Source organism: Streptomyces sp. NPDC058534, from assembly GCF_042717365.1.
Classification (GTDB): Bacteria; Actinomycetota; Actinomycetes; order Streptomycetales; family Streptomycetaceae; genus Streptomyces.
The window spans coordinates 60,788-85,255 of sequence record NZ_JBHXNW010000035.1 but is presented as its reverse complement, the minus strand read 5'-3'; the positions used below and the strand labels follow the sequence as shown (position 1 = coordinate 85,255).

Annotated in this window: 25 protein-coding genes; 6 read left to right on the top strand and 19 right to left on the bottom strand. The window is 72.1% G+C overall.

All coding sequences use genetic code 11. The features are described from left to right. Positions 1–53: 53 nt before the first annotated feature. From ACFWR9_RS22210 to ACFWR9_RS22175, 8 genes are all read right to left on the bottom strand, one after another. Positions 54–848 carry a DUF3159 domain-containing protein gene (locus tag ACFWR9_RS22210; protein WP_383844900.1) on the bottom strand — a complete coding sequence of 265 codons (795 nt, stop codon included), beginning with the start codon at positions 846–848 and terminating at the stop codon, positions 54–56. A gap of 3 nt (positions 849–851) precedes the next feature. Then, positions 852–1,250 carry an OB-fold nucleic acid binding domain-containing protein gene (locus ACFWR9_RS22205; RefSeq protein WP_376363427.1) on the bottom strand — a complete coding sequence of 133 codons (399 nt, stop codon included), beginning with the start codon at positions 1,248–1,250 and terminating at the stop codon, positions 852–854. 60 nt (positions 1,251–1,310) lie between these two features. Beyond that, complete coding sequence (locus ACFWR9_RS22200; RefSeq protein WP_383844898.1) at positions 1,311–2,027, bottom strand: response regulator; 717 nt, start codon at positions 2,025–2,027, stop codon at positions 1,311–1,313. Next, positions 2,021–4,570 carry an ATP-binding protein gene (locus ACFWR9_RS22195; RefSeq protein ID WP_383844896.1) on the bottom strand — a complete coding sequence of 850 codons (2,550 nt, stop codon included), beginning with the start codon at positions 4,568–4,570 and terminating at the stop codon, positions 2,021–2,023. The genes ACFWR9_RS22200 and ACFWR9_RS22195 overlap by 7 nt, the downstream gene beginning before the upstream one ends. A 120-nt stretch (positions 4,571–4,690) precedes the next feature. Next, entirely contained in the window at positions 4,691–5,386 is a 696-nt protein-coding gene (locus ACFWR9_RS22190; protein ID WP_383844894.1) for an ABC transporter ATP-binding protein, read from the bottom strand. A gap of 206 nt (positions 5,387–5,592) precedes the next feature. Beyond that, on the bottom strand, positions 5,593–6,345 hold the full coding sequence (locus ACFWR9_RS22185; protein ID WP_234958510.1) for a DUF3710 domain-containing protein: 753 nt from the start codon (positions 6,343–6,345) through the stop codon (positions 5,593–5,595). A 1-nt stretch (position 6,346) separates the two neighbouring features. Continuing rightward, positions 6,347–6,898: a dUTP diphosphatase gene (gene dut / locus ACFWR9_RS22180; RefSeq protein ID WP_383844892.1), complete on the bottom strand. Its 552-nt coding sequence runs from the start codon at positions 6,896–6,898 to the stop codon at positions 6,347–6,349. Continuing rightward, complete coding sequence (locus ACFWR9_RS22175) at positions 6,895–7,479, bottom strand: PaaI family thioesterase (protein ID WP_383844890.1); 585 nt, start codon at positions 7,477–7,479, stop codon at positions 6,895–6,897. Before ACFWR9_RS22175 ends, dut begins: the two co-directional genes overlap by 4 nt. Positions 7,480–7,536: 57 nt before the next feature. On the opposite strand from ACFWR9_RS22175, the gene ACFWR9_RS22170 reads away from it, so the two are divergent. Further along, entirely contained in the window at positions 7,537–7,998 is a 462-nt protein-coding gene (locus ACFWR9_RS22170; protein WP_383844889.1) for a DUF3093 domain-containing protein, read from the top strand. A gap of 45 nt (positions 7,999–8,043) precedes the next feature. Here ACFWR9_RS22170 and ACFWR9_RS22165 read toward each other — a convergent pair whose 3' ends face one another. The 4 genes from ACFWR9_RS22165 to ACFWR9_RS22150 all read right to left on the bottom strand — a co-directional run bounded on the left by ACFWR9_RS22165 (position 8,044) and on the right by ACFWR9_RS22150 (position 11,593). After that, the gene (locus tag ACFWR9_RS22165) at positions 8,044–8,973 is read right to left on the bottom strand and encodes a hypothetical protein (protein ID WP_383844887.1); all 930 of its coding nucleotides are present in this window, start codon (positions 8,971–8,973) and stop codon (positions 8,044–8,046) included. A 13-nt stretch (positions 8,974–8,986) separates the two neighbouring features. Continuing rightward, positions 8,987–9,283, bottom strand: a complete 297-nt coding sequence (locus ACFWR9_RS22160) for a DUF4193 domain-containing protein (RefSeq protein ID WP_003993510.1) — start codon at positions 9,281–9,283, stop codon at positions 8,987–8,989. A gap of 405 nt (positions 9,284–9,688) precedes the next feature. Further along, complete coding sequence (locus ACFWR9_RS22155; protein WP_383844885.1) at positions 9,689–10,933, bottom strand: sensor histidine kinase; 1,245 nt, start codon at positions 10,931–10,933, stop codon at positions 9,689–9,691. A gap of 6 nt (positions 10,934–10,939) precedes the next feature. Then, positions 10,940–11,593, bottom strand: a complete 654-nt coding sequence (locus ACFWR9_RS22150) for a response regulator transcription factor (protein ID WP_003993508.1) — start codon at positions 11,591–11,593, stop codon at positions 10,940–10,942. A 437-nt stretch (positions 11,594–12,030) separates the two neighbouring features. Between ACFWR9_RS22150 and ACFWR9_RS22145 the strand changes: the two genes are divergently transcribed. After that, positions 12,031–12,204: a hypothetical protein gene (locus ACFWR9_RS22145; RefSeq protein ID WP_383844883.1), complete on the top strand. Its 174-nt coding sequence runs from the start codon at positions 12,031–12,033 to the stop codon at positions 12,202–12,204. A gap of 520 nt (positions 12,205–12,724) precedes the next feature. On the opposite strand, the gene ACFWR9_RS22140 is transcribed toward ACFWR9_RS22145, so the two are convergent. After that, a complete protein-coding gene (locus tag ACFWR9_RS22140) occupies positions 12,725–13,543 on the bottom strand; it encodes an inositol monophosphatase family protein (RefSeq protein ID WP_383844881.1) in 819 nt (272 codons plus the stop codon). An 8-nt stretch (positions 13,544–13,551) separates the two neighbouring features. Next, the gene (locus tag ACFWR9_RS22135; RefSeq protein ID WP_383844879.1) at positions 13,552–14,679 is read right to left on the bottom strand and encodes a ferrochelatase; all 1,128 of its coding nucleotides are present in this window, start codon (positions 14,677–14,679) and stop codon (positions 13,552–13,554) included. A 189-nt stretch (positions 14,680–14,868) separates the two neighbouring features. On the opposite strand from ACFWR9_RS22135, the gene ACFWR9_RS22130 reads away from it, so the two are divergent. Both ACFWR9_RS22130 and ACFWR9_RS22125 read left to right on the top strand, forming a co-directional pair. Further along, complete coding sequence (locus tag ACFWR9_RS22130; protein WP_383844877.1) at positions 14,869–16,125, top strand: MFS transporter; 1,257 nt, start codon at positions 14,869–14,871, stop codon at positions 16,123–16,125. Next, the gene (locus tag ACFWR9_RS22125; protein WP_383844875.1) at positions 16,067–17,404 is read left to right on the top strand and encodes a D-arabinono-1,4-lactone oxidase; all 1,338 of its coding nucleotides are present in this window, start codon (positions 16,067–16,069) and stop codon (positions 17,402–17,404) included. Before ACFWR9_RS22130 ends, ACFWR9_RS22125 begins: the two co-directional genes overlap by 59 nt. On the opposite strand, the gene ACFWR9_RS22120 is transcribed toward ACFWR9_RS22125, so the two are convergent. After that, entirely contained in the window at positions 17,328–18,182 is an 855-nt protein-coding gene (locus tag ACFWR9_RS22120) for a hypothetical protein (RefSeq protein ID WP_383844874.1), read from the bottom strand. The two genes, ACFWR9_RS22125 and ACFWR9_RS22120, sit on opposite strands and share 77 nt — an antisense overlap. A gap of 472 nt (positions 18,183–18,654) precedes the next feature. Between ACFWR9_RS22120 and sepH the strand changes: the two genes are divergently transcribed. After that, positions 18,655–19,716, top strand: a complete 1,062-nt coding sequence (gene sepH / locus ACFWR9_RS22115; RefSeq protein WP_383844872.1) for a septation protein SepH — start codon at positions 18,655–18,657, stop codon at positions 19,714–19,716. 274 nt (positions 19,717–19,990) lie between these two features. Here sepH and ACFWR9_RS22110 read toward each other — a convergent pair whose 3' ends face one another. Next, positions 19,991–20,842, bottom strand: coding sequence for a sulfurtransferase (locus tag ACFWR9_RS22110; protein WP_383844870.1), 852 nt, complete (start codon positions 20,840–20,842; stop codon positions 19,991–19,993). A gap of 237 nt (positions 20,843–21,079) precedes the next feature. Here ACFWR9_RS22110 and ACFWR9_RS22105 point away from each other — a divergent pair, with 237 nt between their 5' ends. Beyond that, on the top strand, positions 21,080–21,919 hold the full coding sequence (locus ACFWR9_RS22105; protein WP_383844868.1) for a VOC family protein: 840 nt from the start codon (positions 21,080–21,082) through the stop codon (positions 21,917–21,919). Here ACFWR9_RS22105 and ACFWR9_RS22100 read toward each other — a convergent pair. Genes ACFWR9_RS22100 through ACFWR9_RS22090 form a run of 3 tightly spaced genes read right to left on the bottom strand, consistent with a single transcriptional unit; the run spans position 21,908 to position 24,457 of the window. Then, positions 21,908–22,558, bottom strand: coding sequence for a thymidine kinase (locus ACFWR9_RS22100; RefSeq protein WP_383844867.1), 651 nt, complete (start codon positions 22,556–22,558; stop codon positions 21,908–21,910). The two genes, ACFWR9_RS22105 and ACFWR9_RS22100, sit on opposite strands and share 12 nt — an antisense overlap. Positions 22,559–22,613: 55 nt before the next feature. Beyond that, positions 22,614–23,861 carry an alkaline phosphatase family protein gene (locus tag ACFWR9_RS22095; protein WP_383844865.1) on the bottom strand — a complete coding sequence of 416 codons (1,248 nt, stop codon included), beginning with the start codon at positions 23,859–23,861 and terminating at the stop codon, positions 22,614–22,616. Then, the gene (locus ACFWR9_RS22090) at positions 23,861–24,457 is read right to left on the bottom strand and encodes a DUF5998 family protein (RefSeq protein ID WP_161330192.1); all 597 of its coding nucleotides are present in this window, start codon (positions 24,455–24,457) and stop codon (positions 23,861–23,863) included. Before ACFWR9_RS22090 ends, ACFWR9_RS22095 begins: the two co-directional genes overlap by 1 nt. Positions 24,458–24,468: the final 11 nt, after the last annotated feature.

The window sequence follows — 24,468 nt, the reverse complement described above, 5'->3', positions numbered from 1 at the left end:
CCCCCACCGTCGTACCGCCGCGTCGCCCGCCTCCCGTGGACGGGGCTGGACCGTCAGCTCTTGCGGTGTCTGCCGCCGTGCGTGTCGGCGGCGTCGCTCTCGCCGTCCGCCGGCTGCCACACGGCGGCCTTCTCGCGCTCCGCCCGCTCCTTCTCGGCCTTCTCCGCCTCCTCGGCCGCCTCCATCTCCGCGAAGACGTCGATCGGGGCCGGCGCCTTGGCCAGGAAGACCCAGGTCAGCCAGACGGCGAGCAGGAAGGGCGGGATCTTCAGGGTGACCAGGACCCAGCCGAGCTGCTCGGTGTCCGCCCACCAGTACAGCGGGAAGAGAATCGCGCTCTTGCCGAGCAGGATCAGGCCCCAGGCGTAGCTGGCTTTGGTGTACGCCTTCTTGCGGCCCGGGTTGCGGGTGCGCCAGGAGAGGTTCTCCTTGAAGACCGGGCCGAGGATCAGGCCGATCAGCGGCACTCCGGCCAGCGAGGTGACGATGTACGCCGTGGCCAGGCCGAGGGTGTAGAGCATGCCCGGCAGATAGAAGTTCTTGGCGTTGTCGGTCATCATCGCGAAGACCACACCGAAGGCGACGCCGAAGACGCCGCTGAAGGCGTGCTTCACGGTGTCCTTCATCACCAGCCGCACCACGACCAGGATCAGCGACACGGCGAGCGCCGCGATCGCGGACATGTGCAGGTCGTTGTTGAGCGTGAAGATGGTGACGAAGAGCAGGCCCGGCAGGACCGTCTCGACCATGCCCCGCACGCCGCCGAACGCCTCGAACAGCGCGGCCTCGGTCACCGCCCGGGAGTCGTCCGCCTCTTTCTCTTCGGTCGGCTTGTCGAGCGACGTCACCGGCTACTCCCGTCCGAGGGGTCTCAGTTCGTATTTCGGGTTGAAGAGCACCCGGCGGCCCCGGCTCATCGAGATCCGGCCCGATGCGATGAGCTTGCGCCCCGGCTCTATGCCCACGATGGAGCGTCTGCCCAGCCACACCACGTCCAGGGCCGCGGAACCGTCGAACAGCTCGGCCTCCAGGGCCGGAACGCCCGCGCGCGGTCGCAGGGTGACCGTGCGCAAGGTACCAGTAACCGACACGACCTGCCGGTCCTGGCAGTCGCAGATGCGGGTGCAGCCGGCGGTGTCGGCGTCCTCGCGCAGTTCCTCCGACTCCAGGTCCTCCTGCGACGAGGAGAGCCGGTCGAACATGCGCCGGAACCGGCCCACCGGCTTGTCGGAACGCGGAGCAGCACTCATATGTGAAGCGTACCGGGGCCGTCGACAGGCACGCACGCTCCGGGGAAGGGATGGCGAGGCTCACTTTTCGAAGCGGTATCCCATGCCGGGCTCGGTGATGAAGTGCCGCGGGTGCGCGGGGTCCGCCTCCAGTTTGCGGCGCAGCTGGGCCATGTAGACCCGCAGGTAGTTGGTCTCCGTCCCGTACGACGGGCCCCACACCTCCTGGAGCAGCTGTTTCTGGCTGACCAGGCGCCCCGTGTTGCGCACCAGTACCTCCAGCAGGTGCCACTCGGTGGGCGTCAGGCGTACGTCCTTCCCGTCCCGGTGGACCTTCTTGGCGGCCAGGTCGACGCTGAACCGTTCGGTCTCCACGATCACGTCGTCCCCGTCGCCGGGGACCGGTTCCGCGCGGCGTACGGCTGCCCGCAGCCGGGCCAGCAGCTCGTCCATGCCGAAGGGCTTGGTGACGTAGTCGTCGGCGCCGGCGTCCAGCGCCTCGACCTTCTCGTCGGAGGAGTGCCGGGCGGACAGCACCAGGATCGGCACCCGGGTCCAGCCGCGCAGGCCCTTGATCACCTCGACGCCGTCCATGTCGGGCAGGCCCAGGTCGAGGACGACCACGTCGGGGTGGCGGGCGGCGGCCAGCTGGAGGGCGCTCGCCCCGTCGTGGGCGGCGTCGACCTCGTAGTGGCGCGCCTTGAGGTTGATGACGAGGGCCCGCACTATCTGCGGTTCGTCGTCGATCACGAGCACCCTCGTGGGGGTCTGGGGGTTTCCCCCAGTCGGGTTCAGCATCGGGCGGCCTGACTTTCTGCTGTCGCGGGGTGCGGGGTCGCCGCGGGTGATCCCGCCGCGCGGAGGGTGAGAACCATGGTGAGGCCGCCGCCGGGGGTGTCCTCCGCGTTCAGGGTGCCGCCCATCGCCTCGGCGAAGCCCCTGGCCACGGCCAGCCCGAGCCCGACACCCGCTCCGCGCGGGGCGTCGCCGTAGCGTTGGAAGGGCTCGAAGATGCGGTCCTTCGCCTCGTCCGGCACCCCGGGTCCCCGGTCGACGATCCTTACCTCGACGCGGTCCGCGAGGGCGCTGGCGGTGACCAGGACGCTCCGGTCGTCCGGGCTGTACTTGACGGCGTTCTCCACGAGGTTGGCCAGCGCCCGCTCCAGGAGCCCGGCGTCCACGGCGACCATGGGCAGCGTCTCCGGGATGTCCAGCTCCGCGCTCCCGTCGGGCACCCCGCCGAGCGCCATCGGCGCGACCTCGTCCACGTCGATCTCGCGGATCAGCGGTGTGACCGTGCCGGTCTGGAGGCGGGACATGTCGAGCAGGTTGCCGACGAGGTGGTCGAGGCGGTCGGCGCCGGCCTCGATGCCCTCAAGGAGCTCCGCCTGGTCCTCCTCGGACCAGGCGACGTCGTCGGACCTGAGGCTGGTGACCGCGGCCTTGATCCCGGCCAGCGGGGTGCGCAGGTCGTGGCTGACGGCGGCGAGCAGCGCGGTGCGGATGCGGTTGCCCTCGGCCAGCGCCCTGGACCGGTCGGCCTCCTCGCGCAGCCGGCGCCGGTCAAGGACGACGGCGGCCTGGGCGGCGAAGGCGGCCAGCACCCGGCGGTCCTCGGCGGGCAGCACCCGGCCGGTCAGCGCGAGGGCCATGTGGTCCCCGACCGGCATGTCCACGTCCGCGTCCTCCGGGCGCTCCACCGGGGGCCCCGACCCGGCACGGCCGGCGCAGGTCCAGGGCGCCACGTCGCCCTCCCGCTCCAGCAGCGCGGCCGACTCCATGCCGAAGGTCTCGCGGACCCGTTCCAGGAGCGTCTCCAGGCTGGTCTCGCCGCGCAGGACGTCGCCGGCCAGGAAGGAGAGGATCTCTGACTCGGCACGCAGCCGGGCGGCCTGGTGGGTGCGGCGGGCCGCGAGGTCGACGACCGAGGCCACGGAGAGCGCGACGCCGACGAATATGGCGAGCGCAAGGATGTTCCTGGGGTCGGCGATCGTGATCCGGTTGACCGGGGGTGTGAAGAACCAGTTCAGCAGTATCGAGCCGACCGCGGCCGAGGCGAGCGCCGGGTACAGCCCGCCGAGCAGCGCGGCGGCCACCGTCAGCGCGAGGTAGAGCAGGACGTCGTTGGCGAGCCCGAGGGGCACGGCGCTGAGCAGGAGGGTCAGCAGCACCGGTCCGCCCAGGCCGGTGAACCAGCCCCAGACGATCCGGGAGCGGCCCAGGCGCGCGCCCCTGGCCACCGGCAGTCCGCGGCCCTTGGCGACCTCCTCGTGGGTCACGATGTGGACGTCCAGGTCGGGGCCGGACTCGCGGGCGACCGTGGCGCCGACGCCGGGGCCGAAGACGTACTGCCACGTCTTGCGGCGTGAGGAGCCGAGGACGATCTGGGTGGCGTTGACGCCGCGCGCGAAGTCGAGCAGGGCGGCCGGTATGTCGTCGCCCAGGACGTGGTGGAAGGTGCCGCCGAGGTCCTCGACGAGGGTGCGCTGGAGTGCCAGTTCCTTCGGGGAGGCCGAGGTCAGCCCGTCGCTGCGGGCTATGTACACGGCCAGCACCTCGCCGCCGGCGCCCTTCTCCGCGAGGCGCGCGGCCCGCCGTATCAGCGTGCGGCCCTCGGGACCGCCGGTCAGGCCGACCACGATGCGCTCGCGCGAGCCCCAGATCTTCGAGACGCGGTGCTCGCTGCGGTACTGCTGCAGGTACTCGTCGGCCCGGTCCGCCACCCAGAGCAGGGCCAGCTCCCGCAGGGCGGTGAGATTGCCGGGGCGGAAGTAGTTGGACAGGGCCGCGTCGACCTTGTCGGGCTGGTAGATGTTGCCGTGCGCCATGCGCCTGCGCAGCGCCTGGGGCGACATGTCGACCAGCTCTGTCTGGTCCGCGCGCCGCACCACCTCGTCCGGCACGGTCTCCCGCTGCCGTACGCCGGTGATCGACTCCACGACGTCGCCGAGTGACTCCAGGTGCTGGATGTTGACGGTCGAGACCACGTCGATCCCGGCGGCCAGCAGTTCCTCGACGTCCTGCCAGCGCTTGGCGTTGCGCACGCCGGGGACATTGGTGTGCGCCAGTTCGTCCACCAGGGCGACCTGCGGCTTCCGGGTCAGTACGGCGTCCAGGTCCAGCTCCGTGAAGGCCCCGCCGCGATACTCCAGCTCCCGGCGCGGCACCTGCTCCAGGCCGCGCAGCATCACCTCGGTGCGGGCCCTGCCGTGGTGCTCGACGAAGGCGACCACGCAGTCCGTACCGCGCTCGACGCGCCGGTGGGCCTCGGCCAGCATCGCGTACGTCTTCCCGACGCCCGGAGCCGCGCCGAGGTAGATCCGAAGCTTGCCGCGTCCCATGGCCTCATTGTCTTCCGGTCACCGCTGACTGCGCAGCGTCGACCTTACGGCCCACAATCGCGACATAACGGGGCGGGGTGCGGATGCGGGCCGTCTTTGACGGAACCCTGACGCCGGGCGTCACTGCCCGACGATCTCCCCGTCCCGCAGTTCGAGCACCCGGTCGGCGAGGTCGAGGAGGGTGGCGTCGTGGGTGGCGACCAGGGCGGTGACCCTTTCGCTGCGTACGACGGCCCGCAGCAGCTCCATCACGGCGTGACCGGTCTCGGCGTCCAGCTGGCCGGTGGGCTCGTCGGCGATCAGCAGGGCGGGGTTGTTGGCGAGGGCGCGGGCGATGGCGACCCGCTGCTGCTGCCCGCCGGACAGCTCGCCGGGCCGCTGGGCGGCGTGCTCGGCGAGGCCCACCAGGGAGAGCAGCAGCGCGACGCGCTCCTCGCGCTCGCGGGGCGCGGCCCGGCGCAGCCGCATCGGCACGCCCACGTTCTCGGCGGCGGTGAGGATCGGGATGAGCCCGAAGGACTGGAAGACGAAGCCGACGCGGTCCCGGCGCAGGGCGAGCAGTCCGTCCTCGTCCAGGTCCGCCAGGTCACGGCCGTCGACCTCGACCCGTCCGGCGTCCGGTACGTCGAGTCCGCCGACGATGTTGAGCAGGGTGGTCTTCCCCGACCCCGACCGTCCCTTGAGGGCGACCAGTTCGCCCCGCGGCACCTCGAAGGAGACGCCGCGCAGGGCGTGCACGACGGCGGTCCCCTGTTCGTACGACTTGCGCACGTCCTCGACCCGCACCATGGTCTCGGTGACCACCACCTGGCTCATGAGCCCCTCCCCCGCCGGACGACCGGGCGCCAGTATCGCCAGCGGAGGCCGCCGGATTCAACGGGGCCGGCACCCCCGTCACGCCGGGCCGGCAGCGCGAAGGGCCACGTCCCCCTGGGGACGCGGCCCTCATGGCGCGCGTACGGAAAAACCGCACGAAGTTTTTACCCGGCGAACCTCCTGGGCTCCCGGCGAACACCGGTGCCCTAGCGGACCTCGGTGATCTCCGGTCCGCGCTGGAGCTGGCCCATGCCTCCGGAGAAGCGGGAGCCCTCTTCCTGCTGGACACCCTCGGGGACCATCTGCGCGTCGTCCGGCAGCTTGAGGACGATCGGGTCACGGGGGGCCATCGGTCCGTCACCGCGGACCACGACCGTGTCCCGGAAGATCTGCTCCAGCAGACCCGCGGCCTGCGGCTGCACCGCGCCCTGACCCGAGATCACGCCCCGCAGGAACCAGCGGGGCCCGTCCACGCCGACGAACCGCACGACCTGGAAGCCGCCCGTGCCGTCCGGCAGCTGCACCGGGACCTGGGCCCGCAGCTCCCAGCCCAGCGGACCCTCGACCTCGTCGATGATGCCGCCCTGCTGGGTGATGCCGGAGCCGATCTCCTCGCGCACCTCGCCCCAGATGCCCTCGCGCTTGGGCGCGGCGAATCCCTGGAGCTGGATGGCGCTGTCGCGCAGTACGACGGTCGCGGCGACGATGGCGTCTCCGGCGACCTCCACCCGCAGTTCCATGCCCTCGACCCCGGGGATGAACATGCCGCCCAGGTCCACGCGCCCCTCGGCGGGGTCGCGGACCTCGGTGCTGTCCCAGGGTCCGTCGGGCCGTGGTTCGGGGTCGAGCCGCACCCGCTCGCGCTCTTCGTCCGCCTCGGTGTCGACGCTGTCGACGACCTGCTCGGTCTCGCCGGCCGCGTCCTCGGCGGCATCCCTCTTCTTGCGACGTCCGAACACGTCACTGTCCTTCCCGGTCGGATACGACCGAAGCGTATCGATTCCCACCCGTCGGGCCGCCCTCGGCGACCTGACCGCTTGTGCCGCTTGCACGGTCCGTCCCGGCGTGGCCGCCGGTGGACCCGAAGCCCCCCTCGGCCCGCGCCGAGCCGGGAAGCTCCGCGACCTGCCGGAAGCGGACCTTCTCGACCTGCTGGACGACCAGTTGGGCAATCCGGTCGAAGCGCTCGAACCGCACCGTCTCGCGCTGGTCGAGATTCACCACGATCACCTTGATCTCCCCACGGTACCCGGCATCAATCGTCCCCGGGGCATTCACGAGGGCGACACCGCAGCGCGCGGCCAGTCCGGAACGTGGGTGCACGAACCCCGCGTACCCCTCTGGGAGCGACACAGACACGCCGGTGGGCAGCACGGCACGCTCACCGGGGGCCAGCGCGCAGTCGACGGTGGTGCGCAGGTCGGCCCCCGCGTCGCCGGGCTGCGCGTACGTCGGAAGCGGTACGTCGGGGTCGATGCGGCGGATCAGCACCTCGAGCTCGGCGCGGGTCACGGGTTCACCTCGAAGGCACGGGTGCGGCGGATCTGGTCGGGGTCGTCCATGGCCGCGCGGATCTCCTCCTCGCGGCCGTGGTTTACGAAGTGGTCGATCTTGACCTCGATGAACAGGGCGTCGGCGCGGACGGCCACCGGCCCGTCCGGCCCGCCGATCCGGCCGGTGGCGGTGGAGTAGATCTTCCGGCCGGCCACCGCGGTCACCTCGGCCTCCAGGTACAGCGTGGTGTCCACGGGCACCGGCCGCCGGAAGTCGGTCTCCAGCCGTCCGGTCACCGCGATCGTCCGCAGCAGCCAGTTCAGCGAGCCCAGGGTCTCGTCCAGGGCGGTGGCCAGCACGCCGCCGTGCGCCAGCCCGGGGGCGCCCTGGTGGGCGGGCCGGACCAGGAACTCGGCGGTGATCGACACGCCCTCGCCGGCCCGCGCCTGGAGGTGCAGTCCGTGGGGCTGGTCGCCGCCGCAGCCGAAGCACTGGCCGTAGTGGGCGCCGAGCAGCTCGCCGAGGGCGGGCGCGTCGGGATGCCGTACGGGCTTCACGGCGTCGGCGGGAGGCTGAAGACCTGGGGAAGTACCACTCACAGGCGCAGACCTTACCCGCGCGTCGGCCGAACACCGATACCGTGCCAAGCTTGGCCCATGCAGCCCTCCCCCGCCCCGTACGAAGAACGCCTCACCGCGCCCCGATCCTGGTGGCTGGTCTCCTTCCTGGTGGGGCTCGCGTTCGCGCTGATCGTGCTGCCCTTCGGCACGCTGCCGATGCTGGGCGGCCTCGTGGGCGGCACCGCGGTGGCGGCGGTGGCGGCCAGTTCGTACGGCGCGGTCCGCATCCGTGTCGTGGGCGACTCGTTGATCGCGGGCGAGGCGCGGGTGCCGGTCTCGGCGCTGGGCGAGGCGGAGGTCCTCGATCCGGAGGAGGCCCGCGCCTGGCGCACGTACAAGGCCGACACCCGTGCGTTCCTGCTGCTGCGCGCCTACATCCCGCGGGCCGTGCGCGTGATGGTCACGGACCCGCAGGACCCGACTCCGTACCTGTACCTGTCGACGCGCGAGCCGGAGCGGCTGATCGAGGCCCTCACGGCAGCGAAGGCGGCCGCGTAGCCGCAGCCGCAACGCACGCGCGCGGGGGCGCGCGCGGTCACGCGGTCAGTGGTCCGGCCGGTCGCCGGGTTCGATGCCTCTGGCGAGGTGGCTCATGTCCAGGGCGTCCTCGGGCCGTTCCAGGGCCGGGAGGTCGCCGAGGGCGCTCCAGGGGACCTGGCGTCTGCGCAGGTCGTCCCGGATCCTGTCGGCGAGCTTCCTGGTGTCACGGCGGTTCATGACGGCCCCTACGGCCGCTCCCACCATGAAGGGCATCAGGTTCGGCAGGTTGCGCACCATGCGCTTCATGATCTGCTGGCGCAGCTGGCGCTTCATGTGGCTGTTCATCGCCGTGCCGAGGGTTGACGGTTTGGACACGTCGACGCCACGCTCGTCCGACCAGGAGTTCAGGTACGCGGTGCTGCGCTGCCCGAGTCCACCGGGCGGACGTACGCCGTAGACCTCGTGGAGTTCGGCGATCATCTTGAGCTCGATCGCCGCCACGCCGGTGACCTCGGCGGCCAGTTCGGTGGGCATCGCGGGCGGTACGGGCATCATCGCCGCCGCGCCGATCCCCGCTCCCACGGTCGCGGTGCCCTTGGCGGCGCCGGCCACTAGGCGGTCGGCCAGCTCTTCCGGGCCGAGGCCGGGGAACTGTCTGCGCAGCGTCGCCAGGTCCCGTACGGGCACGCGCGGGGCCAGGTCGATGATCCGGTCGGCGAGGTGCCCCAGGGCGGCCCTGGCGCGGGTGCCTCCGTTGCGGACGCGCTGTCCGGCCTTTTCCCGGAACGCCGCTGCCCTGCGCCGGGCAGCGGGCGCCGGGGTGTTCGTGGTCGCCGGGAGGTCACTCCGGTCGTCCACTGCTTCGAGCGAGGCCGTACCGGTGTCGGTCGTGCCTCGCTCGTCGTCACGCGCGCTGTGCGGACCGTCGGACGGTCCTTGGTCCGCTCCCCGCTTGGAGAAGCGGCGCTTCCAGGGAGGGGTCGAGCCGGTCACGGCCGACCCCGCCTCAGTCGCAGTCGCGGCAGATGGGCTGGCCGTTCTTCTCCCGGGCCAGCTGGCTGCGGTGGTGCACCAGGAAGCAGCTCATGCAGGTGAACTCGTCCTGTTGCTTCGGCAGTACACGGACCGCCAGTTCCTCGTTCGAGAGGTCGGCGCCGGGAAGTTCGAGGCCTTCCGCGGCCTCGAACTCGTCGACGTCGACGGCCGAGGCGGACTTGTCGTTCCGCCTCGCCTTCAACTCTTCGAGACTGTCCGAGTCGACGTCGTCGTCGGTCTTGCGTGGAGTGTCGTAATCGGTTGCCATGGTCGCTCTCCCCCTCTGGGTGTCTGCGGTGTCTCCAGCGCACGTAACGCGTGAGAGGCCGGACTTGTGCCCGACCTGAGGCGGAGATTTTGCCTCACATCAAGGTCTGTTACTCAATCGACACCCAACCGGACCCCTCATGAGTGATCGGCTTGGATGGCGATGGGGACCGTACACGGTCCTAATACCGCACTTCAAAGGCGTCTCACCGTGTACTTCCCGTGATCAGGGCCCCTGAAAACCGGGATTTTCCCGGCTTTCCGACAGGGTGCATGATCACGGAGAGTAGATGGCGCGAAAGCCGCTGCTGTGATCGATCACACACGCGACTCCAAGGCCTTTGGCCTGGAAATTCCGCTCAAAGCGAACATCCTCGGGTCTCGGTGAGATGTCGGGGTCATGATCTCAGACGGGCAGGGTGACGCGCATGACGAGTCCCCCGCCCTCGCGCGGCTGTGCGTAGATGTGTCCGCCGTGCGCCCGGGCCACGGACCGCGCGATGGACAGACCGAGCCCCACGCCCTTGTCGCTGCCCGTGCGCTCGGTGCGCAGCCGCCGGAACGGCTCGAAGAGGTTGTCGACCTCGTACGCCGGTACCACCGGGCCCGTGTTGGTGACCACCAGGACCGCCTGGCCGTTCTCTACGGCGGTGGTGACCTCCACCCAGCCCTCTTCGGGCACGTTGTAGCGCACGGCGTTCTGGACGAGGTTCAGGGCGATCCGCTCCAGCAGGACGCCGTTGCCCTGGACCACCGCGGCCTCGCGGGCGCCGCGGACCTCGACGCCCTTGCTCTCCGCCTCGGCGTGCACCTGGTCGATGGCCTGGCCGGCCACCTCGGCGAGGTCCACCGGCTTGCGTTCGACGATCTGGTTGTCGCTGCGGGCGAGCAGCAGCAGTCCCTCGACGAGTTGCTCGCTGCGTTCGTTGGTGGCCAGCAGCGTCTTGCCGAGCTGCTGGAGCTCCACCGGGGCGTTCGGATCGGACAGGTGCACCTCCAGGAGGGTGCGGTTGATCGCCAGGGGCGTGCGCAGCTCGTGGGAGGCGTTGCCGACGAAGCGCTGCTGGGCGGTGAACGCCCGCTGCAGCCGCTCCAGCATGTCGTCGAAGGTGTCGGCCAGCTCCTTCAGCTCGTCGTCCGGTCCGTCCAGCTCGATCCGGCGGGAGAGGTCGGAGCCCGCCACCGCGCGTGCGGTACGGGTGATCCGGCCCAGCGGCGACAGGACGCGGCCGGCCATGGCGTAGCCGAAGGCGAAGGCGATCACGGCGAGGCCGAGGAGCGCCAGCAGCGATCGGCTGAGCAGGTTGTCCAGGGCGACCTTGCGCTGGTGGTCTATGCAGTCGCTGATCGCGGCGTTGAACGCGGACAGCGACAGGTTGCCGTTGTCGACGACGGGACAGTCGCTGCTGGAGACCTTGAGGTCGGCGAAGTCGACGATCTTGTACAGCGGTTCGTTGCCGGTGCGCACCGCCTGGGCGGCGAGCAGGTAGATGATCGACAGCAGCAGGATGCCGGCGATCAGGAACATGCCGCCGTACAGCAGCGTGAGCCTTATCCGGATGGTGGGACGCAGCCACGGCAGCGGGGTGGCCGACCGGGGGTCCCAGGTGGGCTTCGGGGGCGCCCCGGGGGGCGCGGGTGTCGTCGCCACGGCCGCTCAGATCCGGTAGCCGGAGCCGGGGACGGTGACGATGACGGGCGGCTCGCCCAGCTTGCGGCGCAGGGTCATGACGGTCACGCGCACGACATTGGTGAACGGGTCGGTGTTCTCGTCCCAGGCCTTCTCCAGGAGCTGCTCCGCGGAGACCACGGCGCCCTCGCTGCGCATGAGGACCTCAAGGACGGCGAACTCCTTGGGGGCGAGCTGCACCTCCTTGCCGTCGCGGAAGACCTCGCGGCGGTTCGGGTCGAGCTTGATCCCGGCGCGCTCCAGGACGGGCGGCAGGGGCACGCTGGTACGGCGGCCCAGGGCGCGCACCCGGGCGATCAGCTCGCTGAAGGCGAAGGGCTTGGGCAGGTAGTCGTCGGCGCCGATCTCCAGGCCCTCGACGCGGTCGCTGACGTCGCCGGAGGCCGTGAGCATCAGCACGCGCGTGGGCATGCCGAGCTCGACGATCTTGCGGCACACGTCGTCGCCGTGCACGAGGGGGAGGTCGCGGTCGAGGACGACCACGTCGTAGTCGTTGACGCCGATGCGCTCCAGGGCGGCCGCACCGTCGTACACGACGTCGACGGCCATGGCCTCCCGGCGCAGTCCGGTGGCCACCGCATCGGCGAGCAGTTGCTCGTCCTCGACGACGAGTACGCGCACGTCGCTTGTCCTTCCTGTGTCCACCCGCGTAGCGCTGGTCGGCGCACGAGGGCAGGGGCCTGGTGGGTGTGTTGCCTCCATCCTGCCCTTTTCGGCCATAAGTCGGCTGTAAGGCGGGGAGGGGCGAGTGAAGTGCGGGTGAGGGACAGGGCACCGAAGAGAGTCGCGTGAGCGGGAATGCGGGATTTTCTCGCACGGTTGAGGTTTCCGCGAAGGGGAGCGGGGGGAGGACGGCTTTACACCCCGCGATCACGCTCTGCCTGTACCGCGTTACCGCGCGGTACGCCGCGGTCCGCTTCCGCAGAGCGGGCGTGGGTGTCCGGCACCGTCGCCGCCCAGCAGGGCAGCGCTGGGCACTCCACCGGAGACGTGATCGCCCCTTCCGAACGGCACACCCCCGTGCCAACGACCCACGACCCAGGACGAGGGGGCGCAGCATGGACGCTTTCACCGCAGGACTTCTGCAGCGCATACAGACGACCGAGTCCGACCTGTCCCGGGCCCGAGACGAGGGCGACGAGTTCCTTGTCGACGTGGAACTGGGAGAGCTCGATGACCTGCGCCGCCTCGCCGCCGAGCACGGCGTGGAGGTAGGGGCGACCCACGCCTGACCGGCCCACGAAGAACGAAGCCCCGGCGATCCAGGCCGGTTCTACTGATCCCCGCAACACCCTGGAGTTCAGGGAGTTGCGGGGATCGTGGATTTTGAGGTGCTGAAGGCGAGGTTCTTCGAGGCGGTGGGGGTCGTCGTGCGCGGGTGCGCTGCCGCCCGGCGAGGCGGTGGGGGGTTTCGCCGTGTCCGGGTGCGCTGCCGCCCGGGGAAGCGGCGGGGGTTTCGTCCCGCGCGGGTGCGCTGCCGCACAGAGAGGCGGCTGGGCCGGCGGGCCGCGCACGAGCCATGGGCCCGGCCGAGGCCCGCACGATCGGGGCCTGCCTCGCCACGACCCGCCACGGCCCCCGCTCGGCGGGGAGCGGCGAGGCCACCGCTCCCCCGGCCCCGGTGCCGGGTGGTGGAGCGCTTGGCGGGGGCCGCCGTCCCGGGCATCTTCGCTCGTCCCACCGGGGTCTCGCCCGGCCGCGCCGATGGGCCCGGGGGACCGACCGCCAACCCCCTGATCCACCGCCGGAGGCCTACGCTCCGAAGTCCGTCAGCAGGCGCTGGAGGGGTTCGAAGACGGCTGGGGTGGCCGCGATGGTCAGGTCGCCGGACGGGCGCTCACCCGGGCGTCCGCCGGTCACCGCGCCCGCCTCACGGGCGATCAGGTCGCCCGCCGCGAGGTCCCAGGGGTGCAGCCCGCGTTCGTAGTAGCCGTCGAGGCGTCCCGCGGCCACGTCGCACAGGTCGATCGCGGCCGAGCCACCGCGCCGGATGTCGCGCACCAGCGGGATGAGCCGCCGCGCGATCTCGGCCTGCTCCGCGCGGACGTCGGCGACGTAGTTGAAGCCGGTGGAGACCAGCGCCCGGTCCAGCGGAGCCGCGGCCCGGCAGGCGAGCGCGCGTTCGCCCTCCCAGGCTCCGGTCGCCCAGGCTCCGCCGCCCAGCACCGCGTGGTAGGCCTCGCCCCGCATCGGGGCCACGACCGCCGCCGCCACCCGCTCGCCGTCCTGCTCGGCGGCGATGGAGACCGCCCAGGTGGGCAGCCCGTACAGGTAGTTGACCGTGCCGTCGAGCGGGTCGATGACCCAGCGGACGCCGCTCGTGCCCTCGGTGGCGGAGCCCTCCTCACCGAGGAAGCCGTCGTCCGGACGGCGGTCCGCGATCAGGCCGGTGATCAGCTTCTCCGCGGCAATGTCCATCTCGGTGACCACGTCGATCGGGCTGGACTTGGTGGCGGCGACCGCGAGGTCGGCCGGACGGCCGTCCCGCAGCAGCACGCCCGCGCGGTGGGCGGCCTCCCGGGCGATCTTCAGCAGCTCGGCGTGGCGCGGGTCGGTCGTCAGGTCGGTCACGGGCTTCCTCACGCGTAGGGGCTGTCGGCGCCCGCGGCGGCGGGCCGGGGGGCACGGGCGGGGCAGCAGCCGACCGGGCACAGGTTGTGGCTCGCGCCGAGCGCGCCGAGGGCGCACGGCGCGACGTCCTGGCCGCGCTCGTCGGCCGCACGTTCCAGAACGAGGTCGCGGACCGCCGCGGCGAACCGCGGGTCGGCACCGACGGTCGCCGAGCGGCGCACCGGCAGCCCCAGCTCCGCGGCCTTGGCGGTGGCCTCGGTGTCGAGGTCGTACAGGACCTCCATGTGGTCGGAGACGAACCCGATGGGGGCCATCACCACCGCGGGGGCACCGGCCGCGCGGCGCTCCTCCAGGTGGTCGCAGATGTCGGGCTCCAGCCACGGGATGTGCGGGGCGCCGGAGCGCGACTGGTAGACGAGCTGCCAGGGGTGGTCGACGCCGGTGCGCTCGCGGACGGCCTCGGCGATCACCTGCGCGACGTCGAGATGCTGGCGGACGTAGGCCCCGCCGTCGCCGTGTGCCTCGACGGGACCGGAGGTGTCCGCGGCCGAGGTGGGGATCGAGTGGGTCGAGAACGCGATGTGCGCGCCGTCGCGGACCTCCTCGGGCAGCTCGGCGAGGGACCGGACCACTCCGTCGGCCATGGGCTCCACGAACCCCGGGTGGTTGAAGTAGTGCCGGAGCTTGTCGACCCGGGGCGGCTGCAGCCCCTCGGACTCCAGGGCGGCCAGCGCGTCCGCGAGGTTCTCGCGGTACTGGCGGCAGCCCGAGTACGAGGCGTAGGCGCTGGTCGCGAGGACCAGGACCCGGCGGCGGCCGTCGCGGACCATCTCGCGCAGGGTGTCCGTCAGGTACGGCGCCCAGTTGCGGTTGCCCCAGTAGACCGGCAGGTCCAGGCCGTGCTCGGCGAAGTCCTTGCGGAGGGCGTCCAGCAGGGCGCGGTTCTGGTCGTTGATCGGGCTGACGCCACCGAAGAGGAAGTAGTGCTGCCCGACCTCCTGGAGGCGTTCCTTCGGGATGCCCCGCCCGCGCGTCACGTTCTCCAGAAAGGGGACCACCTCGTCCGGGCCCTCCGGGCCGCCGAACGAGAGCAGGAGCAGGGCGTCGTACGGACTGTCATCGAGCACGTCTGGCATGTCTCGATCCTGCCACCCGGCACTGACAGCGAGGAAACGGTGGGGTACCGGCCGTGCGTTTCACCAGGTCCGCGGGGGTGTTTCCGGGCGTTTGGGCGAGTAATCTGTATCGACTGTGTTCGCACCTTACTGACCGTGTTACTGACCGTGTTACTGAGCCGTCTTACTGAGCCGTTTCCGGAGACCTCGTTGGCCAGCCCCTACCGCGCCCTGTTCGCCGCCCCCGGCTCCAAGGGCTTCTCCGCCGCGGGCCTCCTCGGCCGGATGCCGCTGTCGATGATGGGCATCGGCGTGGTGACGATGATCTCGCAGCTCACCGGGCGGTACGGACTGGCCGGGGCGCTGTCGGCCACCATCGCGCTCGCCGCCGCCGTGGCCGGACCGCAGGTCTCCCGTCTGGTGGACCGGTACGGACAGCGGCGGGTGCTGCGCCCGGCGACCCTGGTGTCGCTGACCGCGGCGGCGGTGCTGCTGCCGGCCGCGCACTACGGGTGGCCGGACTGGGTGCTGTTCGTGGCCTGCGTCGGCATCGGCTGCGTGCCGAGCCTCGGCGCGATGGTCCGGGCCCGCTGGGCGGCCCTGTACCGGGGCACCCCGCAGCTGCACACCGCGTACTCCTTCGAGTCCGTGGTGGACGAGATCTGCTTCATCTTCGGGCCGATCATCTCCATCGGCCTGTCCACGGCGTGGTTCCCGGAGGCCGGGCCGCTGCTCGCCGCCTGCTTCCTGGCGACGGGCGTCTTCTGGCTGACCGCGCAGCGCGCCACCGAGCCGGCACCGCACCCGCGCGAGCCCAAGGGCGGCGGCACCGCACTGCGCTCGCGCGGGCTCCAGGTCCTGGTCGGCACGTTCGCGGCCACGGGGACGATCTTCGGGGCCATCGACGTCGTCACCGTGGCGTTCGCCGAGGAGGAGGGGCACAAGGCCGCCGCCAGCCTCGTCCTCGCCCTGTACGCGGCGGGATCGTGCACGGCGGCCATGATCTTCGGCCTGCTGCGCTTCGCCGGTCCGCCCGAGCGCCGCTGGCTGCTGGGCGTGTGCGCGATGGCCGTGAGTATGATCCCCCTGCTACTGGTCGGAAACCTGCTGTTTCTGGCCGCGGCGCTGTTCGTTGCGGGTCTGTCCATCGCTCCGACGATGATCACGACGATGTCCCTCATCGAAGAGCACGTACCACGCGCGCAGCTCACCGAGGGCATGACCTGGGTGAGCACCGGACTCGCGGTCGGGGTCGCGCTCGGCTCCTCCGGGGGCGGCTGGGTGATCGACGCCTCCGGGGCGCGTGCGGGGTACTGGGTTCCTGCGGTGGCCGGGGCCGTCGCGGTCGCGGTCGGTTTCCTCGGGTACCGCCGGCTCAAGCGGCCGGATCCGCGTCGGGGAGGCACCGTTGAGCAGCACACGCACGGCGAGCGGCAGGACGAACGGCCGGAACGGCACATGGCGTAACTGGGGCGGCAACGTCTCCGCGCGCCCCGCGCGGGAGGTCACTCCCGCCTCCGTCGAGGAGCTGGCCGACGCGGTTCGCGCGGCGGCCGGGGAGGGGCTGCGGGTCAAGGCGGTCGGCACCGGGCACTCCTTCACCTCCATAGCGGCGACGGACGGCCTGTTGATCCGCCCTCAACTGTTGACGGGCATCCGCGACATCGACCGTGCCGCCATGACGGTCACGGTCGAGGCGGGCACCCCGCTCAAGCGGCTCAACCTGGCCCTCGCGCGTGAGGGGCTGTCGCTGACCAACATGGGCGACATCACGGAGCAGACCGTCTCCGGGGCCACCAGTACCGGCACCCACGGCACGGGCCGCGAGTCGGCCTCGATCGCCGCCCAGATCCGGGGTCTGGAAATGGTCACCGCGGACGGCTCGGTGCTGACCTGTTCCGAGCGGGAGAATCCCGACGTGTTCGCCGCCGCCCGGATCGGCCTGGGCGCGCTGGGCGTCGTCACCGCCCTCACCTTCGCCGTGGAGCCGCTCTTCCTGCTCACCGCGCGTGAGGAACCGATGCCGTTCGAGCGGGTCCTCGCCGACTTCGACGAACTGTGGACCGAGAACGAGCACTTCGAGTTCTACTGGTTCCCGCACACCGGCAACACCAACACCAAGCGCAACAACCGCAGCGCCGGCCCGGAGCAGCCGGTGGGCCGGCTCCAGGGCTGGTTCGAGGACGAGTTCCTGTCCAACGGCGCCTTCCACGCCGCCAACTGGCTCGGCCGCGCCGCCCCCGCCAGCATCCCGGCGATCGCCCGGTTCTCCAGCAAGGCGCTCTCCGCGCGGACGTACACGGACGCCCCCCACAAGGTCTTCACATCGCCGCGCCGGGTGCGGTTCGTGGAGATGGAGTACGCCGTGCCGCGCGAGGCGGTCGTCGAGACGCTGCGTGAACTCAAGGCGATGGTCGACCGGTCACGGCTCAGGATCAGCTTCCCGGTCGAGGTGCGCACGGCCCCGGCCGACGACATCACGCTGTCCACCGCCTCGGGCCGCGACAGCGCGTACATCGCCGTGCACATGTTCCGGGGCACGCCCTACCAGGCGTACTTCACCGCCGCCGAGCGCATCTTCACGGCGCACGAGGGGCGGCCGCACTGGGGCAAGGTGCACACCCGGGACGCCGAGTACTTCTCCCGGGTCTACCCGCGCTTCGGCGAGTTCACGGCGCTGCGGGACCGCCTTGACCCTGACCGTCTGTTCCTGAACGACTACTTGCGCCGGGTTCTGGGGTCGTAGCCGAGTCGTCGGGGGCCGGGCTCCCGGAGTCGCCGGAGCCCTCGTCCCCGGTGGCGTCCGGGGTCGGCGTCGGACTGGCCGCCGTACCGCCATCCTGCCCGGCGTCGCCGCCCGAGGACGTGCCGTCGCCGGTTCCGCTCGGGGTGCCGGAAGGGGTCGCGACCGGGGTGTCGCTCCCGGAACCGTCGTCGCCGGAGGTCCCGGAACCGCCCGGGTCGCCCTTGCCGTTCTCGGAGTTCTCGGAGTTCCCGGAACCGCCGGAGTCGTCCGGGTTCCCCGCATCCGGTGCGGACTTGCTGTGGCCGGCGAGGGCGTTGCCGACCGTGGTGCGGTGGCCGCCGCTCAGGCTCTCGCCGGAGGCGACCTCGTAGGTGGTGATCCCGGCCATGGCGACCCCGAAGACGAGGGCGGCCGCGAGCACCGGGCGCTTCCAGCCCGTGGTCCGCGCGCGGTAGACGGTGCCCTTGGAGAACTCGCCCGGAGCCGGTGTTGCTCCGTACCCCGTCCCCGGCGCGACGGCGGCCGTGCGCTTCACCCGGAGCTGATCCCCGGTGCGCTTGAAGAAGTGCTGGAGGACCGAGCCCCCGCAGGTGGCGACCACACTGATCACACCGGCGCCGAGGATCGTGCCGTAGACGCCGAACGAAGAGGCGAGCTTGGCGGCCACCACCGCGGCCAGCGCGCTGCCCGCGACCTGGGCCACGCTCAGCTCGATCCTCCTGGCCTCCCCCTCCGTACGCACGTCCGCCTCACCGGCGCCATCGGACTTTTCACGCATCCTCTGACCTTGCCTGCCTTTCCCCTACGGGACCGATCAACTGCACGAGAAAGGGACGTGCGGACGAAACCATTAGTTCCGTTTCTGGTGATTGCGTGAAGTACGCCACGTCCAAGATCGCGGAAATCGCGACAGGGACGGCCAAGTGCCCCCTCTTGCCAGAAGTTGGGCGGCGTGCCAATCCACGCACGTGGCCCGAATGGAGTACTGTTGCGAGCCCTGGGTCCGGTCTCCCGACAGGGGGTTCGGTGCCTTGAAGGACCGCCGGGAGGGGGCTAGTTGCACAGGGTGACGGAGTTGGTCACTTAGCGTTGCGAACAGGTAACCGTGCCATAACGGCGATCCAGGGCCCGAGCCCGACACGCCGGGCAACTCGGCAAGGTTGTGGCAGGCTGCACCCGGGCAGGCCACACTCGACAGAGCGGAAGCAGCGACGCACGTGACGTCGGCAGGCACCACCCGGGAGGTCCCCATGCCCGAACTGCGTGTCGTGGCCGTCTCGAATGACGGCACACGGCTGGTGCTGAAGGCTGCGGACAGCACGGAGTACACGCTTCCGATCGACGAGCGACTCCGGGTCGCCGTGCGCGGCGACCGTCCCCGCCTCGGCCAGATCGAGATCGAGGTGGAGAGTCATCTCCGCCCCCGCGACATCCAGGCGCGTATTCGTGCCGGCGCGACCGCGGAAGAGGTCGCCCAGATGGCCGGCATCCCCGTCGACCGCGTACGGCGCTTCGAGGGTCCCGTGCTGGCCGAGCGCGCCTTCATGGCGGAGCGGGCCCGCAAGACCCCCGTCCGCCGCCCCGGCGAGAACTCCGGGCCGCCCCTCGGCGAGGCGGTCCAGGAGCGGCTGCTGCTGCGCGGCGCCGACAAGGACACCGTCCAGTGGGACTCCTGGCGCCGCGACGACGGCACCTGGGAAGTTCTCCTGGTCTACGTGGTGGCGGGCGAACCGCACTCGGCGAGCTGGACGTACGACCCGCCCCGGCGGCTCGTCCAGGCCGTCGACTCGGAGGCACGCGCGCTGATCGGCGAGTCCGACGACCTCGCCGCGGCCGAGCCCAGCTTCCCGTTCGTGCCGCGCATCGCCCGGCTGCCGCGCGACCGGCCGCTCGACCGTTCCCTCGACCGGGAGCTGCGGGAGCGGCCGAGCCTGCCCCCGCCGCCGTCCGAGCCTGCCGAGGAGACCACGGCCACCGCCTCCGCCGAACGCGAACGGGACTCGCTCACCAGCCTCCTGGAGGCCGTGCCGAGCTTCCGGGGCGACCTGGTGGTGCCCGAGCGCGCCCCGGAACCGGTGGTGGAGGAACCGGCCGAGGAGCCCGAGGTGGAGGAGCCCCCGGCGCCCGCCGCGTCGGCCGGCTCCGCCTACGCCGACGTGCTGATGCCGCGCTCGGTGGCCAGCCACCGCGACCGGCTCACCGGCTCCACCGACCGCCAGGCGGAGGCCGACGGCGTCCGCCCGGGCCGCCGCGCGGCGGTGCCGAGCTGGGACGAGATCGTCTTCGGCACCCGCCGGAAGAAGCAGGACTAGACACTCTTACGTCCGGGACCGGGGCCGTACCCACGCGGGTGCGGCCCCGGTGCCGTGTGCGGGACCCCTTGTGCTGTTCGGTCGGGGCCGACCGGTCACCCGTCGGGTGCGCCCCGGCCGCGTCGCCCGCGTCCGCCGACCCCGGCCGGGCGCGCGTGCGCCGCCCGTTCGCGCCTGTCGGCGCCGACAGGCGTCACCGGCGCCCCGGAGCCCGACGTCCGCCCACCGCTCCGAGGCCCGGCGACCAGGCCCCGCCCGGTACGCCTCCGCGGCCCTACTGCGGGTCCGGTCCCACCGCGACCGGTCGGGACGGGTCCGAGGACCACTCCGACCACGAACCCACGTACAGCGCCGCCGGGATGCCCGCCACCGCCAGGGCGAGCACCTCGTGGGCACCCGACACGCCCGAGCCGCAGTAGGCGCCGACCTCGCCGTCCTCCGTGGCGCCGAATGTCTTGAAACGCGCCCGGAGTTCCCCGGCGGGCAGGAAGCGGCCGTCCGCCGCCACGTTGTCCGTCGTCGGTGCGGACACGGCACCCGGGATGTGGCCGCCGACGGGATCGATCGGCTCGACCTCACCCCGATAACGCTCCCCCGCGCGGGCGTCGAACAGCACCCCGGAGCGCGCCAGCGCGGCGGCACCGTCCGCGTCCAGCAGCCCCGCCGCGCCCGGCGACGGGGCGAAGTCGCCCTCCTCGGGGGCCGGGACGTCCGTCGACAGCGGCGCCTCCCAGGCCGGCAACCCGCCGTCGAGAACCCGCACGTTCGGGTGACCCGTCCAGTGCAGGAGCCACCACGCGCGGGCCGCCGCCCACCCCTGTCCGCCGTCGTAGGCGACGACCGGCCGGCCGGACGACACGCCCGCCCGGCGCATCGCCGCGCCGAACTCCGCCACGTCCGGCAGGGGATGCCGGCCGCGCCCACCGGGCGCGGAGGCGAGTTCCCGGTCCAGGTCGACGTAGATCGCGCCGGGAAGATGCCCGGCCGCGTACTCGGCCCGGCCGTCGAAGGGCGGGGCGCCCGCCGCCCTGGCCGTGCTCAACTGCCAGCGGACGTCGAGCAGGACGGGCGGATGGGCGCCCGCCAGCTCCTTCAGGAGTTCGGATGCGGAGATGATGGCGTTCATGGCCCCATCCTGGCGTACCGAGTGGCCGAGGCGTCGATGTCGGGCTACTCTGCCCGCCGGACAGTACCGATCACGAGGCGTGCGGGTTCGGGCACATGCTGTACCACCCGGGCAGGCGGGCTGCCCCATGAGCGCACCCCAGGCGCACGGCGCCGGGACCGGTGCCGGCATCGGCGCGGGGTCCGTCGGAGCGAAAGCGGACGCACGGCCCGCGGAAGGGCCGAGAAGAGAGTGACGATGACGGACGCACGGGGGTCGGCCGGCCGGAACGGCGAGACGAACGCCCGGCGCACACCCGGCGCACCCTGCTGGGTGAGTCTGATGGTGCACGGACCGGCCGCGACCCATGACTTCTACGGGGCCCTGTTCGGCTGGGAGTTCCGGCCCGGACCACAGCAACTGGGCCCCTACGCGCGGGCCCTGCTCGACGGGTACGAGGTGGCGGGAATCGGCCAACTGCCGCCGGACCGCCAGCTCCCCATCGCGTGGACGCCCTACTTCGCCTCCGCCGACGTGAACCGCACGGCCGAGACGGTGCGCCTGTGCGGTGGCACGGTCGGCGTCGGCCCGCTGGACGCGGGCGAGGCCGGCCGGCTGGCCATCGCCTCGGACCCCTCGGGCGCCGTCTTCGGCATCTGGCAGGCGGCGGAACACCTCGGCACCGCCGTCACGGGCGTGCCCGGTACACCGGCGTGGAACGAACTGATCACCTTCGAGACGGCGAACGTCGCCAAGTTCTACGAGACGGTGTTCGGCTTCGAGCTGGAGCCGCAGGCCTCGGCCGGCTTCGACTACGTGACCCTGCGCCTCGACGGACGCCCGGTCGCCGGCATCCACGGCGTGGGCAACGCGCTCCCCCGGGACCGGGGGCCGCACTGGCTGACGTACTTCGAGGTGGCCGACGCGGACGCGGCCCTGGATCGGCTGGTCGGCCTCGGCGGGCATGTGGTCGAGCCGGTCCAGGACTCGCCCCAGGGGCGGATGGCCATGGTCGCGGATCCGGAGGGGGCGCGGTTCTCGCTGCTCCAGAACCGGCGGGGCGGGGCTCCGAGCCCCACGGGTCCCTCAGGCGGGTGACACCGGCAGCACGTCCGGCGACAGTGCCGCCGCGCGGGTCGTCGCCGCGGTCGTACGGCGACGGTGGTGGCGCCGGCACAGCACCTCGTAGCCGATCTCGTCGGGGGACTGGGCGACGTCGCCGACGACCACCTGGGCGCCCTCGACGACCATGACGCCGCCCACGGTGCGGGCGTTGTGCGTGGCGCGGGCGCCGCACCAGCACAGGGCCTCGACCTGGAGCACCTCGACCCGGTCGGCGAGTTCGACCAGGCGCTGGGAGCCGGGGAAGAGCTTGGAGCGGAAGTCGGTGGTGATGCCGAAGGCGTACACGTCGATGTCGAGATCGTCGACCACGCGCGCGAGCTGGTCGATCTGGTCCGGCGCGAGGAACTGCGCCTCGTCCGCGATCACGTAGTCCACGCGTCCGCCCTGCGAGAGGTGGTCGACGACGTGGGCGTACAGGTCCTGTCCGTCCTTGACCTCCGCCGCATCGGTGACCAGGCCGAGGCGCGAGGAGAGCTTGCCCTCGCCGGCGCGGTCGTCGCGGGTGAATATCATCCCGGCGAGCCCTCGGGCCGAGCGGTTGTGCTCGATCTGGAGAGCCAGTGTCGACTTCCCGCAGTCCATCGTTCCGGAGAAGAACACCAGCTCGGGCATGAGGGGTTGGGCACCTTTCGGCAACGGGGCGGAGGGCTGCGGTGTGTCGGAGGCGTCAGGAGCGTACTTCGAGCAGGGGCACGAGCTGCTCGGCAGGGGTCATCGAACCGTGGTTGCCGACCATCGCCGACTCCTTCGGCTCGCGCTCGGAGGCGATGAGCAGGACGTCGTCCCGCGCGGCGGCGACCACGTCGCCGATGCGGTCGTACACGCGGTCGTCGATCCGGGGGCCGAACCAGCCCGCCTCGATCGCCTCGTCCCGGGACGCCACCCAGAACTGCTCGCCCAGCACCTCGCGCCAGCAGGTCAGCACGTCGCCCCGCGCACCGGGGACGGCGTACACGTGCCGGGCGCGGCCCTCGCCGCCGAGGAGGGCGACGCCCGCCTTCAGCTCCCAGTCCTCGTCGAAGTCGATGCGGTGGTCCTCGTCGAAGGGCACGTCGACCATGCCGTGGTCGGCGGTGACGTAGAGGGCGCTGCGCGGCGGCAGCTGCTCGGCGAGGCGCTGGACGAGCCGGTCGACGTGCCCGAGCTGGCCGCGCCAGGTGTCGGAGTCGACGCCGAAGCGGTGGCCGGCGCCGTCGACCTCGGCGTAGTACGTGTACACGAGGGCGCGGTCGGCGCCGGCCAGCTGCTCGGCGGCGCAGTCCATCCGTTCCTCGCCGGACAGCCGTCCGAGGAACGTGCCGCCGCTCAGCGCGACCTTGGTCAGCGGGGTGTTCGCGAAGGTCGGGGAGGAGACCTGCGCCGCGTGCACGCCCGCCTGCTGGGCGAGCTGGAAGACGGTGGGGTACGGCTGCCAGGGGCCCGGCGCGGTCCACGGCTGCCAGCGCAGCTGGTTCATCAGCGCGCCGGTGGCCGGGTCGCGCACGGTGTATCCGGGCAGGCCGTGGGAGCCCGGCGGCAGACCGGTGCCGACGGAGGCGAGGGAGGTCGCCGTGGTCGCCGGGTAGCCGGCGGTGATCGGACGCCCGGTGCCGCCGCGCGAGGTGCCAAGGAGCGAGCACAGGAAGGGGGCCTCATCCGGGTGGGCCCGCAGCTGCTCCCAGCCGAGGCCGTCGATCAGGAACACGCAGTTCCGGTCGGCCGGGGTCAGTTCGGTGATGCCCGCGGTCATGCCGGGGACGCCGAGTCCCGCGGCCAGGGTGGGCAGCAGGTCGGCGAGGGAGCCCCTGCCGTACTCGGGCACGGGGGCGGAGCCGACGGGGAGGGGTTCCGGGTCGGTGTCCCAGGCGGCGGAATCGAGAGGGGTGGGCGCGAATCGCCCTCGGTCTTGGGCGGCGGGGGGAGGCGGGTGGGCCATCAGCGGCCGGTCTCCGCGGTCGCCTCGGAGAGGGCCTGCGCGAAGGTGAGCGCCTGGCGCACCGTCTCGGGGCCGTCCCCGGCCTCGCTGACGCGCAGGCTGAGGTCGTCGGCCGTCGAGCTGCCCGTGTAGCCGTGGTCGGCCTCGCAGTTGGGGTCGCCGCAGGCGGCCGGCTCCAGGTCGAGGCGGGAGACGGCGCCCCAGCCGATGGTGAGCACGATCTCGCGGGGCAGGGTGCCCGGCTTGTACTGCTCCGGGTTGGCGACCACACGGCTGACGACGATGGACGAGATCCGGCCGAGCTTGACGGACTCCGTGGACGTCGTGGCGTACGGCGTCGGGGAGGTGTCGTCGGCGGCCTGCTCGTCGGTGTGGCTGACGATGAAGCGGTTGCCGGTGAGCACGAGCACGGTCACGTGCCGGCGCACCTCGTTCTGGTCGAACGTCGTCTCCTGGTGGACCAGGTACGACCGCACGGGCTCGCCGCCCACGGCGGCCTCCACCGCCTCGGCCACGAGGGCCGGGTAGTAGCCGCTGCGCTCGATCGCCGCTCGCAGCCCCTGGGTCGTCGTACTGGTCTTGGCCATGCCCTCCATCCTAAGGGGGC

What these genes read in the sequence shown, in the direction of transcription:
- ACFWR9_RS22200 (WP_383844898.1), bottom strand. Translation starts at nt 2,027, where the DNA reads ATGCTGAACCCGACTGGGGGAAACCCCCAGACCCCCACGAGGGTGCTC.
- ACFWR9_RS22135 (WP_383844879.1), bottom strand. Translation starts at nt 14,679, where the DNA reads ATGCCAGACGTGCTCGATGACAGTCCGTACGACGCCCTGCTCCTGCTC.
- ACFWR9_RS22105 (WP_383844868.1), top strand. Translation starts at nt 21,080, where the DNA reads ATGACGGACGCACGGGGGTCGGCCGGCCGGAACGGCGAGACGAACGCC.
- ACFWR9_RS22190 (WP_383844894.1), bottom strand. Translation starts at nt 5,386, where the DNA reads ATGAGCCAGGTGGTGGTCACCGAGACCATGGTGCGGGTCGAGGACGTG.
- ACFWR9_RS22160 (WP_003993510.1), bottom strand. Translation starts at nt 9,283, where the DNA reads ATGGCAACCGATTACGACACTCCACGCAAGACCGACGACGACGTCGAC.
- ACFWR9_RS22170 (WP_383844889.1), top strand. Translation starts at nt 7,537, where the DNA reads ATGCAGCCCTCCCCCGCCCCGTACGAAGAACGCCTCACCGCGCCCCGA.
- ACFWR9_RS22205 (WP_376363427.1), bottom strand. Translation starts at nt 1,250, where the DNA reads ATGAGTGCTGCTCCGCGTTCCGACAAGCCGGTGGGCCGGTTCCGGCGC.
- ACFWR9_RS22110 (WP_383844870.1), bottom strand. Translation starts at nt 20,842, where the DNA reads ATGAACGCCATCATCTCCGCATCCGAACTCCTGAAGGAGCTGGCGGGC.
- ACFWR9_RS22090 (WP_161330192.1), bottom strand. Translation starts at nt 24,457, where the DNA reads ATGGAGGGCATGGCCAAGACCAGTACGACGACCCAGGGGCTGCGAGCG.
- ACFWR9_RS22120 (WP_383844874.1), bottom strand. Translation starts at nt 18,182, where the DNA reads ATGCGTGAAAAGTCCGATGGCGCCGGTGAGGCGGACGTGCGTACGGAG.
- ACFWR9_RS22100 (WP_383844867.1), bottom strand. Translation starts at nt 22,558, where the DNA reads ATGCCCGAGCTGGTGTTCTTCTCCGGAACGATGGACTGCGGGAAGTCG.
- ACFWR9_RS22095 (WP_383844865.1), bottom strand. Translation starts at nt 23,861, where the DNA reads ATGGCCCACCCGCCTCCCCCCGCCGCCCAAGACCGAGGGCGATTCGCG.
- ACFWR9_RS22145 (WP_383844883.1), top strand. Translation starts at nt 12,031, where the DNA reads ATGGACGCTTTCACCGCAGGACTTCTGCAGCGCATACAGACGACCGAG.
- sepH (WP_383844872.1), top strand. Translation starts at nt 18,655, where the DNA reads ATGCCCGAACTGCGTGTCGTGGCCGTCTCGAATGACGGCACACGGCTG.
- ACFWR9_RS22195 (WP_383844896.1), bottom strand. Translation starts at nt 4,570, where the DNA reads ATGGGACGCGGCAAGCTTCGGATCTACCTCGGCGCGGCTCCGGGCGTC.